At 60.1% G+C, this 13,527-nt stretch carries 8 protein-coding genes and 1 tRNA gene; 3 read left to right on the top strand and 6 right to left on the bottom strand.

Annotation, left to right across the window (positions count from 1 at the left end):
- Positions 1-23: 23 nt before the first annotated feature.
- Positions 24-1,223 (bottom strand): sialidase family protein, encoded by a 1,200-nt coding sequence (locus R3C19_15970; protein MEZ6061843.1) that lies wholly within the window; start codon positions 1,221-1,223, stop codon positions 24-26.
- Positions 1,224-1,325: 102 nt separating this feature from the next.
- Here R3C19_15970 and R3C19_15965 point away from each other — a divergent pair.
- Positions 1,326-1,412, top strand: a tRNA-Ser gene (locus R3C19_15965).
- A gap of 673 nt (positions 1,413-2,085) precedes the next feature.
- Here R3C19_15965 and R3C19_15960 read toward each other — a convergent pair.
- From R3C19_15960 to R3C19_15940, 5 genes are all read right to left on the bottom strand, one after another.
- Positions 2,086-6,303 carry a PA14 domain-containing protein gene (locus R3C19_15960; protein MEZ6061842.1) on the bottom strand — a complete coding sequence of 1,406 codons (4,218 nt, stop codon included), beginning with the start codon at positions 6,301-6,303 and terminating at the stop codon, positions 2,086-2,088.
- 93 nt (positions 6,304-6,396) lie between these two features.
- Complete coding sequence (locus R3C19_15955) at positions 6,397-7,824, bottom strand: DUF1501 domain-containing protein (protein MEZ6061841.1); 1,428 nt, start codon at positions 7,822-7,824, stop codon at positions 6,397-6,399.
- Positions 7,825-7,892: 68 nt separating this feature from the next.
- Positions 7,893-8,468, bottom strand: a complete 576-nt coding sequence (locus R3C19_15950) for a Uma2 family endonuclease (protein MEZ6061840.1) — start codon at positions 8,466-8,468, stop codon at positions 7,893-7,895.
- Positions 8,469-8,637: 169 nt separating this feature from the next.
- Positions 8,638-9,483, bottom strand: a complete 846-nt coding sequence (locus R3C19_15945; GenBank protein MEZ6061839.1) for a DUF1553 domain-containing protein — start codon at positions 9,481-9,483, stop codon at positions 8,638-8,640.
- Entirely contained in the window at positions 9,464-11,185 is a 1,722-nt protein-coding gene (locus R3C19_15940; GenBank protein MEZ6061838.1) for a DUF1549 domain-containing protein, read from the bottom strand. The genes R3C19_15945 and R3C19_15940 overlap by 20 nt, the downstream gene beginning before the upstream one ends.
- 293 nt (positions 11,186-11,478) lie before the next feature.
- On the opposite strand from R3C19_15940, the gene R3C19_15935 reads away from it, so the two are divergent.
- Together R3C19_15935 and argB are read left to right on the top strand one after the other, a co-directional pair.
- The gene (locus R3C19_15935) at positions 11,479-12,279 is read left to right on the top strand and encodes a DUF1570 domain-containing protein (GenBank protein MEZ6061837.1); all 801 of its coding nucleotides are present in this window, start codon (positions 11,479-11,481) and stop codon (positions 12,277-12,279) included.
- A gap of 366 nt (positions 12,280-12,645) precedes the next feature.
- Positions 12,646-13,524: an acetylglutamate kinase gene (gene argB / locus R3C19_15930; protein ID MEZ6061836.1), complete on the top strand. Its 879-nt coding sequence runs from the start codon at positions 12,646-12,648 to the stop codon at positions 13,522-13,524.
- Positions 13,525-13,527 lie beyond the last annotated feature (3 nt).

Below are 13,527 nucleotides of genomic sequence, written 5' to 3'. Positions count from 1 at the left end.
GCGTGACTCGTTCGCCACGGAGCTTACGTCAGCGTCCACCTGGCCATTCGCAACTGAGCCGCAGGGGATTCCGCAAGACGTTCGTACCAGACCGTCACCAGATTTCCGGGACTGGTCTCCACGGTCGACGGGTACCCCAGATCGGACGACGTGCCGTCCGCGTAGATCACCATCGGCTGCGACCACGTCGCACCGTTGTCTTCGCTGATGCGAACCTGATTGCCCAGCGGTGCACGACGGTGGCCGTACGACATCAGCAGTCGTCCATCGGACAGTCGCAGCAGATGCGACGGCAGACCCCAGACTCCGATCGAATAGGGTTCGGCCCAGGACTTGCCTTCGTCGGTGGAATGAGTCTGCAGGGTCTCGCCTTTGTTGGCGTCGTTGTGGTTTCGAATCTGCACGATCCAGCGTCCGTCCGCAGCTTCAACGGCGTGAAGTTCGTGATAGTTGTCGGACGTGTCACCTTCGCGAACCGGTATGTCTGCGAGCCATTGCCACGACAGGCCGTCGTCGTCGGACACGCAGACACCGACTCGTCGCGCGTCCTGCCACAGAGCGACTCCGGCATACATCAGCCGTCCCCCGGAGACCATCACGGGGCCGTGAGGACTGTTCACGGGAACTCGATACGGCGTAGACCAGGAATCGCCGCCGTCCTGCGATCGCAGCATCCAGTTGCCCAGCAGTTGTGACCGCGCGTCATCGCTTGCGATCCGCGCGTGAGCCGCCTGCCAGCGCTGCAGTTGCAGCGAATCCATCGACGGCTTGTCGCTGTTGTGTGTTTCAATCGCCCGCTGCAGAATCGGAACGTAGGCCAGGGATGTAAATGTCGTGGCCAGCAGAGTGCCTTTCGCCGTTTCTACGATTCCGGCGTCGCGGTCATCGATCGGCCCGTCGGTCAGCGTCCGGCCAAACGACCAGGTTGCTCCGTCATCGCGTGATCGAATCAGCTCCACTCGACCAAACGGGCACACGTGCGATTCGCGGCCTCCGGAACAAACCACCAGAAGTTCGCCGTTTCCGCGTCTCGCCAGAGTCGGCCAGCCGTGGTACAGCGACGGCTGCAGCGAAATCGTCCGGACTTCGTCGACCCGAAAACGCGTGTCCTGAGGCTCAGCGGCCGAGTCTTTCTGAGCGGCGAAGACAGTTTGCAGACCCGATCCCGCGAAAATCGAGAGCGATCCGAATGCCAGGGCTTGTCGTCGAGTGAACCTCTGCATATTTTCACCTGCCTTTGCGTTCAAACGGTGGCTTTCCCGGAAATGCGGCGTGCCCGGAATCATGGAGTCCGCGACGTGCAGCCGCTATCGTAACGAAAAACCGGAGGGGTGGCAGAGTGGCCGATTGTGCCGGTCTCGAAAACCGGTGTACCGGCAACGGTACCGAGGGTTCGAATCCCTCCCCCTCCGCTTTTCTCGCACACACCGGTGAAATCGGTCGGAAGCCTCTTTCCTGCGCTGCTGACCGAAAGTTCGTTCGCTCGCGAACCGTGGCTGGTTGTTTATGCAAGCGATACTTTGGAGTGCGATGATCCAGCTTCGCTTTGGATTTCGCGGCTGCGTCGAATTCCGAACCGGCGTTCGATTCCTGTGACATCGGCGGTTCCGGAAAAGAGATCCAAAGCGACGACGAGTCGTCGCACTCCAAGACGCCGCATGCTCCGCCGCGAAATGTTTCCGGTTGGCGATACTTTGGAGTGCGATCATCGTGCCGCTTTGGATTTCAGCGGCTACGTCGAATTCCGAACCGGCGTTCGATTGACATCGGTGGTTCCGGAAAAGAGATCCAAAGCGACGACGAGTCGCCGCACTCCAAAACGCCGCATGCTCCACCGCGAATGGACCGTCAACCGACGATTAAGGAACCGCACGGGCATGGCGATCGGAACCGCGAGGCTCCCGCCGCGCTGCTAATCAATCAAGCGTCCTCTGGCACACGCGGTTCGGCAGGAGCCTGCGCGTCCCAACCGTTCGCTTGCCCGGGCACCACATCTTTCAAGGATTTATTCGCCGCAGCCGTCGGAATGCATTTTGTGACATCCTGCCGCCATTGCATCTGCCCTTGTCTGAACGAAGCGTTGAATCACTCCGGATTCGGTACGACTTTCATGGAATAGTGTCCCTCGACGGGCCACATCTGTTCCGAATCGGCCAGCGGACCGGTCACGGCCACATCGTACATGTACCCCGGCTTAAGTTCGTCGACATCAAATCGGACCAGCCGTCGATCTTCGTCGATGCGGATCTGCGAGGGTGTCAGCGCGCGGCGGCCGGAATCGGGCGTCGCGTAGTCGCCGCCCCAGACTCGCGTGTAGCCCTGAATCGACCAGCTCTCGGGATTGCGCGCGGCGGCTTCATCGATGGGTTCGAAGAATTCGACTTCAAAGCCCGTCGCTGTGGCTCGCAGTTCCCGAATCCCGTTGGGCAGTCCGTTTTTCGATGGAAGCAACCGAGTCATGCCGCCGTTGTTCTGACCTCCCTGCCAGCCGCTGTCCCAGATGCTGCCAATGTAAAGTTCTCCCGCCGGACTGATCGCGGAGCAGATCGGGCCGATGAAATTGCTGCCTCCGCCGCTGGAATCCGGACGGCTGAAGTTGTAGCTGGCTCCCTGCAGGACGCCTCCGACGTCCTGGATGGTAAAGCGAATCAACATGCGGTTGTCGTATTCGCAGCCGATGCCGTGCCCGCGCAGGCTTTCGACTTTGTAGTCATCCGGCAGAAACAAAATGCTGTTGACGCTGCGAACCCACGGGTGCGGAATCATCAGGCCAGGCGTTTCGTGCTGCAGCCCGTTTGTCGGCTGATGAGCGGATGGAACGCCATAGTGTCTTCCGGGAAGTATCTGATTGATTTCGTTGAACGTGTTCTGCACGCCCTGATTGTCGGTTGCCCACAGGTTGCCATTGCGATCGAAGGCCAGGCCCATGGGATATCGAAACGACATCGCTACCGGAGTCACGTTGCCGGACGGATCAATTCGAATCACGCCGCCTCGCCAGCGGTCCTGATTTTTCGGCCGTTCCTTCTGAGAATAATCACTGCCAAGTCCCGCGAAGTAATTGCCTTCCTCATCGCGAATCAGACCGGTGGTCCAGTCGTGATAGTTGTCGTTGTATCCCCAGCCGGACGCGAAGACTTCGCGAAGGTCTGCTCGACCATCGCCGTCGGTGTCGGTCAGCCGCAGAATCTCCGGCTTGTGGCTTACCAGGATTGAGTCGCCGTCCGGCACGATTCCGAAGGGAGCCGCCAGTCCTTCTTCGAATAGTGAGACATCGTCCGGCAGTCCGTCGGCATCAGAATCGCTCGCGATCCAGACATGACCCTTCAGCGATGTGAATACCATTCGCCCGTCCGGCAGCCATGCAATCGCTGTCGGCATAATTGACATGGGCAGCGGAAGGCGCTGGCCGTCGAATCCGGGCGTCGACGTGACGGCTTCGATGTCGGAAACGGGCGACGGCAACATTTCCGCCGTGCCGACCGCGGAAAGTCGCGTCGATGTGCCGGTCAGAAACGTGACGCTTTCACCGCGATTCAGATCGACGTCGGCCGCCGCCGGGATCTGCACGATTCTTCCGTCCCAGACATCACTTCCACTGCCGGTTCCACGATCAGCGTAAAACATCGGAACCGAAAGCTTCCAGCCTGGCGGGCCGTCAACCAGTTCCACGAGCTGCCGCCAACCGGTGCTGTTGCCCTGCATCGAGGCCTCGTCAAACCGATACCGCACGGTGACGGTCTCCAGCGGACGATTCGCATCCTGCCAGCGCCGTGTCGTGAAGTGCGGTTCATCATCCCGATCCGTCTGACCATGCGAATCTGACAGATCAAATCGGAATCGCGTCACGACTTCGATGGCATCACTCACCGTCCGGTATTCGACCAGTTCCGCCGTCTGCGATTCATCCGGCACCGGCAACAGACTTCGCGATGCATCGGCGTTCGTCAGTCTGTACGGCACCTCCGGGCCATTCGGCGCAGCAACTGTGATGCCCGCCATGTCCCAATACCAGCTCTTGCCTTCGGTTCGCTGTCTGGCAAATTCGCCGACGGTCCACTGGCGAATCTGCATGGTGTCGAGGTCGATCAGAATGTTGTGGCCGTTGCTGAAACCGATCGCCATCGCTCGCGCGACGGCCTGCCGATCCCTGCCTTCGCCGATCGTAAAGACATCGCGAATGATCCTGGGCTGACCGCCCGGTTCGACGTTTACGACCTGTTCGAAGCGGCTGGTCACCGTTGGCGGAGTGAATCGTTCGTCGGCCAGAGCATGCCAGATCGTGGCGAGCTGCTTTGGAAGTGAACCGCCGTGAACATCGGGCATCGCCTTCCTGATCGCCGGCATTTCGACTCCCGCGATGACTCGCAGCGGATTCGCCATCCAGCGCTGAAAATACTTCGGCCGGATGCGCTGGCCCATCGTCATCAGATCCGATCCGCGAGTTCCCGGAGCGACATTGCGCGGCTCAAACGAACCTGCCTGGTGACACGCCACGCAGTTGAACCCGCCCGCTCCCGTCAGACGATTGCCCAGCAGCAAATCGTCGCTGGTGGCTTTCACGCCGGCCGGGTTCAGGTTCGCCAGCAGGTCCTGTCGAACATCATCCGCCGCGTCGGGAATGCGATCGGCGGCGATCAGATATTGCACCAGGTCGTCGCGTTCCGATGGCGAATGACGGAACCTGGGCATTCGAACCAGCAGCCACGGCATTCTGCGATTGGGCTGTTCGCCGGCGACAGCCCTGTTCAGAAAATCATCCCTCAGTTTGTCACCGACGGCGGTCAGTGACGGAGGAATCAGCGCCTGACTCTGCCCGCTGAGTTCCGCATCTGCGCCCTGCAGCCTGGCGGCGATCGACGACAGTCCGCGAGACAAGTTGCGATCGTGACACGCGACGCAGCCGTTCCGATGCAGCAGCAGCTCGCCGCGTTCGAAACTGCCGGCAGCGACCAGCGGCCGGTCAACTGACTTCAGCCAGGCGGCAAGTTGTTTGATCTGAGTATCGGAGAATCGGAACTGCGGCAGACGGGTCGTCGACTCGCTGTCCGACCGCTGGTCAATGCAGCGATGCCCTTCGGAAGTCAGACTCGCCTGAGTCAGTGCCCCGACGGGCTCACGCGGCGGGGTGATGCCAGGAATGGCGTGGCATGCCGCGCAGTTGGTCTGTTCCACAATGCGTTTGCCAAGAGCGATCTGTTCTGCGTCCGACACCTGTTTGACAACGTCCAGCGGCGCCGAAGACTGCGCGTTCTGCAGTGCTGCGACAATCTGACGTCGCTGTTTTGGATCCAGATCGAATACAGGCATCCGATGCTCCGGGTTCAGCGATGCGGGATCTCGCAGCCAGCGGTCAAGCCACTCCACCGGCCGCCGTCGTGCGACGTCGGTCAGGTCCGGAGCATCATATGGATCAGACAGCGGCACTTCCGGAATGCTGATGCCGGGAACTTTGTGACACGCGACGCAACCCACGGATGTCAGCAGTTTCCGTCCTGCGTCGCGGTCATTGTTATCGAATTTCCCCGGCGCGTCCGAGTGCGCTTTCTGCGATATGTTCAACAGGAATGCAGCCACGGCTTCGGCCTCATCCCGTGACAAGCCGAAGTCGGGCATATGGCTGTTGGAAACAACGTCATTAGGATTCATCAGCCGCGATACAAGACTTTCGCCGACGTGACTTCCGGCAACTCGTTCCAGTGACGGAGCCTTCTGCGGCTGCATCGGAGCGGAATCGCGGTGACACGCCGCACAGCGAAACGCGTCGACCAGCAGCTTGCCGGATTCCTGTTGTTGCACGTCGGCATTTGCCTGTTCGCGAAAAAGAATGTCAGCAGGCAGCGGTTCCAGTGTGAAGTTCTCCGACGACCAGAAGACCTGCAATCGCGGCTGCGAAACCCCTTCTGTGTGAAACCGGACCGCAATCAAGTGGTCTCCCGGAGCCAGCGCGACCGGTTTTCCTGAAACGAAATTCCGAGTTCCGTGACCCTCCAGCACCGTATCGCCGCCGACAATGATCGTTACCTGCCCGGTCACGTGAGCATGGAACGTATGAGACCCCGGCTGGCGTACAAGCAGTCGTCCGCTCCATTCAGCGCTGAATGGTGCCTTTCCGATTCGAGCATCCGGCACACCATTGTCCCAGTCGAAACTCAGCGTCGAATCAATCCGCTGCACGCTGCGGCCGTCGCTGGTGATGGTCGTCAGCAGACCCGGAACAAAATCCAGGTCATCCTGAGCGATCACGGGGGCGGAGACAGCAACGGCCAGAAGTACCGCGATACCTGCCAGGGAAGTGCTCATTTGCGGACGAATTGAGCGTTGCAGACCGGTCATCGTATGAAGTGCTTTCCGACGCGACTTGAGGAAGATATGTGCCCGCGCAGCGCGTTGACGTCAGGCGAAGACGGGATCGATCACACGAGCATCCTCAACGCCCGTCAGTTTCACATCCAGTCCCTGGTATTTGACGGAGAAGCGGTTGTAATCAATGCCCAGCATGTACAGCATCGTGGCGTGCAGGTCGCGGACGTGGACCACGTTTTCAACAGCGTTGTAACCAAGTTCGTCGGTTTCACCATAGGAGATGCCGCCTCTGATGCCGCCTCCTGCCAGCCACATGGAAAAGCCCTTGATGTGATGATCCCGGCCCGCTCCGCCCTTGCCCTGATACATGGGCGTGCGACCGAATTCACCACCCCAGATCACCAGAGTGTCGTCCAGCATGCCTCGCTGTTTCAAATCCTGAATCAGGGCATACGTGGGCTTGTCTGTCAGTCCGCAGCAGGTATTCATGTACTGGACCAGACCGCCGTGATGGTCCCAGCCTCGGTGATACAGGTGAATGAAACGAACTCCCCGTTCGGCCAGACGGCGCGCCAACAGGCAATTGGAAGCGTATGATCCGTCTCCCGGCGTTGCACCGTAGGCTTCCAGTACATGTTTCGGCTCGTCGCTCATGTCCACAAGTTCGGGGACCGACATCTGCATGCGAAACGCCATTTCGTAGGCGGCAATTCGTGTGTCAATCTTCGGATTATGCAGCGACTGATTGCGATGCTGATTGAGATCGCGAATGGAATCAATCAACTGCCGCTGCCGGTCCATTGTGACACCCGGTGGATTGTCCAGGTAATGGACCGGAGCACCAGTCGAATTGAATTCCACGCCCTGAAAGCGTCCCGGCAGAAATCCTGAACTCCACTGACGTGAAGCGATTGGCTGAGGGTTCCGGCCACCCACACTTGTCATGACAACAAAACCAGGCAGATCCTGACATTCGCTGCCCAGGCCGTAGGTTACCCACGATCCCATCGATGGCCGGCCGCTGATGGCTGTGCCGGTGTTCATAAAAGTGTGGGCCGGATCGTGGTTGATCTGCTCCGTGACCATTGATTTGATCACACACAGATCGTCCGCCATCTTCTGATGCCACGGCAGGAAGTCGCTGATCATGATGCCGTTGTCACCGCACGGCTGAAACGTGGTCATCGGCCCCTGGCACTTCAGTTCCTGCCCCTGCAGCTGAGCAATCGGCTGACCGGCGGTGAAGGATTCCGGCATTGGCTGGCCGTCCATTTCCTCCAGCTTCGGCTTATAGTCGAATGTCTCCAGGTGAGACGGACCTCCGGCCATGCACAGGAAGATGACCCGTTTGACTCGCTGAGGCAACTGCGGAAACCCCGGCAGACCGGAATTGAGTTCGTCAGCGCGAGAACTGCATTCGCCAGCCAGCAATGTGCCGAGTGCGGCGGAGCCAATCCCGATTCCGGATGATCCAAGAAACGTGCGGCGCTGAGTTTTGCGCGGATTCAGGGTCTGCATGGTGAGTCGATCTGATAATTGACAATGACGTTAAACAGACAATGAATCAGAGTGGCGGTGTCCGAACGTCACGCATCGTCCTTCGCCTTTTTCGAAATGTCGTGCAGGAATGCAGCATGTTCATCGCTGTGGATTCCCTGCAGCAGAGTGTCGAGAACCTTACCGATACGACCTTCGATGACGGCTGTGGCGTCAAGCCAAAGACCTGGAAACACTCTGCTGCGATGGATGCCGTCCTGCCCGGCGGACATCGGGATGTAGCTGCCTTCACTGAGTACGAACCAGTCCACCGCTCGGTCCCAGGTACGCCAAACGATGTATTCCCGGACCTGATTGCGGCGATAAGCGTTGAGCTTGTCGCCCAAATCATAGCTGGCGCTGCTGGCGGCAATTTCGACGACCAGTTCCGGAGCGCCGACAACATATCCGTCGACAAGTCTGGCCTGTCCGCCGTGTTCAGGCAGCAGTCGGAGATAACCGTCCGGCTGAGGTGCGTTATCCAGGTCGAGCTTGAGTGTTGAGTTATCACCGCCGCCGACGCCCTGTGTACGGGCTTTGTATGTCCCGATCCACGTCACCAGGTCAAGGTGTGGTTCTCCGTGTCCTTCCAGAAACTGGCGGCAACAGATAGACGACGCCCTCAATCAGCCCGGCTCGTGTGTCATCGGGCATTGCTTCGTAACGCCGCAGGAACTCGGGCATCGTCAACCGATCGCCGTTGGTCAGCGGCGGAATGCGCTCGGTTGCAAGCGGTGCCGGTGCAGAAACTTGCTGAGTTGACATGGGATCTCACTACGAACGTTGAGGTGGCCGCTAGTTGCGTGTAATCGTCTCATCAAGGTTCAGAATTGCTCGCGTGACCATCATCCAGGACGCGAGTTCCGAGGCATTGATGGAATCGGGCGGTTGCTTGATTCCGACGTTTGTCGCTTCTTTGGCGGCCGACGGATTGTCGCGATAGTCCATTCGCGATTCATTCAGCAGCGCTGTGAGAAGCTGAACTTCCGTGTCGTCGGCTTTCCGCGAAACGGCGAGCTGCAGGGCGAATTGGATTCGGTCTCTATCGTTGTCGGATTCGCATTCGTTAAGGATGCGTACGGCGAACGCCTTGGCGGCTTCGACAAACGTTGGGTCATTCAGCAGTGTCAGCGCGGCCAGCGGCGTATTGCTTTCGGAACGCAGGGCCGTGCATTCTTCCCGTGTCGGAGCGTCAAAGGCTTTCAGCATCGGGTGCAGAAACTGTCGCTGCCAGTGAACGTAGAGGCCGCGCCGCCACTGGCGTTCGTCTTTGTCGTGGCTGTACTTTCGAGTCGGAAAGTTCAGATGACGGTAGTAGTCTTCGGGCTGATATGGCCTGACACTTGCTCCGCCGACCTGCTTCACCAGCAGCCCGCTGATTTCCAGAGCTGAATCGCGGATCATCTCGGCCGGCAGCCGGAACGTATTCTGCCGCGCGAACAGCCGGTTGGCGGGATCACGTCTTCGCAGTTCGTCGTTCCACAACGACGACTGGCGGTACGTGCGGCTGGCGGCGATCGATTTCAACATGTGCCTGACATTCCAGCCGCTGTCGACGAACTCAAGAGCCAGCCGGTCCAGCAGATCCGGGTGTTCCGGCGGAAACCCCTGACCGCCGAAATCATCGAGTGACGGAGAAATGCCACGGCCGAACAGCAGGTACCAGAAGCGGTTGGCGAAGACGCGCGGTCAGCAGGCCGGTCCCGTTTTCCGGGTCGGTCAGCCAGTTGGCCAGATCCAGGCGAGTCAGTCGGTCCGTCTCGCGCGACTGCGATCCGGTCGCCGAAGAACCGGATTCAGCGGAACCGGACTCCTGTCGGAAACTCGCCAGAAACGCAGGCACTGCCGGCCGGACAATCTCGCCGCTGTCGTCCAGCCAGTTGCCTCGCGGAAGAATTCGCATCTCGCGAGGTTCGATCGACACGGTGACCATCGTCGTGCGCTTGGCGGCGTTGAGATCTTCGATGGCGAAACCCAGTTGCTTCCTTTGATCGATGAGTTCGCTGTCATCGGGTCGCATTTCGAGCAGCCGGTCCGCCTCGGCCAGTTGTTGTTCCAGCTTCGACAAGCGGGCACGTTCGCGCCGCGTGTGAACTTTGATTTCCGGGGGACGGGCGGTGGGAAGCGAGTTGCTGCCGATTTTGAAGTGCTGAGCTTCGTCCACGTCAGCGAAGAATGCGGCCAGCGAATAGAAGTCTTTCGACGTGTACGGGTCGTACTTGTGATCGTGGCACTGAGCGCAGCCGAGCGTGGCTCCCATCCACACGGCCGACACATTGCGAACTCGATCGGCCGCGTAGATGGCCAGATATTCCTTCGGCTGGACGCCGCCTTCATGCGATGTCTGCAGCAACCGGTTGTAACCCGTGGCGATCTTCTGATCGATATCGGAGCCGGGCAGCAGGTCACCGGCCAGTTGTTCCCTCGTGAACTGGTCGAACGGCATGTTGGTTGCAAAGGCGTCGATGACCCAGTCGCGGTAGGGCGAGATATTGTGATCCTGATCGCCGTGATAGCCGACTGTGTCCGCGTACCGGACGAGATCCAGCCAGTACATTGCCAGCCGTTCGGCGCACGCGTCGGTCGACAGCAGGTCGTCGACAAGTTCCTCGACGGTATCGTCCCGCGAACCAGACTCGAAGCGCGCGGTCCACGTTTCCAGGTCCTGTGGCGACGGCGGCAAACCCGTCAGATCAAAGTACAGCCGTCGGATCAACGTCACGGTATCGGCATCCGGCGACGGATGCAGACCTTCCGTTTCCAGACGGTGAAGGATGAAATCGTCGATCCAGTTGCTCGACCAGTTGCTGCGCTTTGGTGTCGGCGCTGGATGCCGTTCGGGCGGGACGTACGCCCAGTGAGTCGTCATTTCGGCTCCGGAAGCGATCCAGCGGCGCAGGATGCCGATCTCTTCGTCGCTCAGCGTTTTTCCTGATTCCGGCGGCGGCATCACCAGGGACTCGTCGTCGGAAGTCACGCGAATGATCAGTTCACTGGCGTCGGGGTCGCCGGGAACCACAACTCGAAGGCCGTCGCGGTCCGCAGTCAGACTGGCCGGTTGATCGAGCCGCAAATCAGCCTGACGTTCGTGTTCGTCGGGACCGTGGCAGGCCAGGCAGCGGTCCGACAACAGAGGCCGCACGTCTCGCTGAAAATCGGGAACGTCCGCGGCGCGCGATTTCGAAGTGAACGCAGTCACCGACACGAGCAGCACGAGGACCAGCACTCGTCGAGCGTCTCCGATGAACGCTCGGCTGCCGACGCGGCTGTTTTCCGGTGAGGTTCCGCCGACGGTCGCTCGGCCGGGATTTCGACCGTCCGCCGCGGTTCTCGCCGTCGGCACGGCGTCACACGAAGCGCTCAGCTGTATCGAATGCCTTGCCCGGTCCTGACGCTGGTCGTTTGGGCGGGGGCCGAATTTCTGAAGTAAACGCATGTCGATCTGCGGCTGAAGAAGCCGTCTTGTGAGGATTTTGGGATTCTGAGACCATCCCGGCGGTTCCTGCCGGTGCCCCTCCTGCTCCATTCTGGGACTCCGCGCACGGATTGGCAACAGCATTGCGGACAGGGAAGTCAGGTTTGATCTTCGGTCAGCTTTTCGAAACGCCCCGCCAGCCTGGTCCTCGGACGCTGTTCGTGGTGATTTTTGCTGCGCTGTTGATGGCTGGCTGCCGCGGCACTCCGAAGACATTTACAACGGATCGTCCGCATTCTCATTCGGTCAACGCCGAATACTTCCACGTCTACAGCAACTTCCCGATCGCGCCGGATTCCGACCTGATTGAGAATCTGAAGGAGCTGCGAGAGCAGATTTCCGCGACTCTGGAACTTCCGAAGCAGCGCGACCCGGTGGCGGTGTACCTGTTCGAAGACGAAGCCAGCTATCGTCGCTATATGCAAACGACGTGGCCGGACCTGCCGCCTCGCCGAGCGTACTTTGTCGGGACGAGTCGCGAGCTGGCCGTGTATTCGTACCACGGGCCGCGAGTTCAGGAAGATCTGCGGCATGAGTTCACTCACGGTCTCCTGCACGCTTCCCTGCAGACGGTTCCGCTGTGGCTGGATGAAGGACTGGCGGAATATTTCGAAGTGGAAGGGTCTCCGGCGCATGTTCATCCGGAACACCTGCGTCACCTGCAGGACGCGCGCGCGGAGGGCTGGAGTCCATCGCTGTACAGTCTGGAGTCCATCACGGACTTCCGACAACTGACGCAGCGAGACTACGCCGAAGCCTGGGGCTGGGTCCACTATCTGCTCCATGACAACGAGTCCGCTCGCCAGGTTCTGGTCAGCTACGTCGCCGGCCTTCGAGAGAACTCAGTACCGAACAGACTGCTGCTGCCGCTGGAAGCCGCCGTACCCGCGTGTCATACCGCGATGCCCGGCCACGTGAATCGCCTTGCGGAAAACGTTTCTCTGGCCGGCGCGCGACCGTAGTGGTCTGCCGACAGCGATTCGATGAATGCTGATCTTCGACCGGCGTTTGGGCGCGCGTCCCGCCGAGCCGCGCGGGCCAGCGGTCGTCCGGTGCGGCAGCGGCTCGGCGGGAGCCTCGCCCTCCCGTGTCACCAGCTGTGTGAATATGCGAAATCGGTGGAGGGTGAATTCGGACCGCAACGTTCGACGGCGGCAGGACGTCCGGAACGCTTTCTGACGGCGGCGCCGCACAGCTTCTGCGAAGATGCGCTACTCGGTGCGATGTCGGCGGCCGGCGGTGTCGGGGCATTGGGTTTCGGCGTTGCGCTGCATTATGATCGCCGCCTGTTGCCGCAACATTCTTTTCCATACAGGTCGACACAACTGATGCAGGAAGCGATTCGTAAAGCCAGGACACTGATTGAGGCTCTGGGCTGGATTCAGCGGTTTCGGGGCCGGTACGTCGTCATTAAGCTGGGCGGCAGTACTCTGGATCAGCCGGAGGCGGTTGACAGCCTGCTGACGGACGTGGTCTTTATGGCGACTGTCGGCATGCGGCCGATCATCGTTCACGGAGGCGGCAAGGCGATCAGTTCGGCGATGGCGGCGGCAGGAATTGAGCCGCGGTTTGTCGCCGGACGACGTTTTACCGACGACGCGACTCTGGACATTGCGTCCGGCGTTCTGGTCGGCACGATCTGCGGGGAACTGGTTGACCAGCTACGAATGAAGGGAGCGTCCGCGACGGGTCTGAGCTTTCAGACGGAAAATGTGCTGGTCGCGGAACGGCTGCGGCTGCGGGACGACTCGGGCGATCAGGTGGATCTCGGCCATGTGGGACACGTCACGTCCGTGCATACTGACACCGTGATCAGAATCTGTTCGACCGGCACCATTCCGGTGATTCCCAGCATCGCCCTGGATTCTTCGGGGCATCGGCTGAACGTCAACGCGGACACGGCCGCCGCTGCGGTTGCCCGATCGATGGCGGCGGAGAAGCTGGTGTTTCTGAGCGACATACCCGGCATTCTGACGGAAGTCGGGAATCCGGAATCGCGGTTGTCTCAGGTCGATGCCGCCAAAGTACGCGGCCTGATCGAAGACGGCACGATCGCCGGAGGAATGGTGCCGAAAGTGGAAGCCGCCCTGGACGCTCTGGACGCCGGCGTGAAAAAAGTGCACATCGTTGATGCTCAGATGCCGCACTCCGTGTTGCTGGAAATCTACTCCGACAAGGGCGTCGGGACGGAGATCGTCAGCCACTGAAGG

The organism is Planctomycetaceae bacterium (assembly GCA_041398785.1).
GTDB lineage: Bacteria > Planctomycetota > Planctomycetia > Planctomycetales > Planctomycetaceae > JAWKUA01.
The sequence above is the reverse complement of the archived record's forward strand: the minus strand, read 5'-3'. Positions and strand labels throughout refer to the sequence as shown.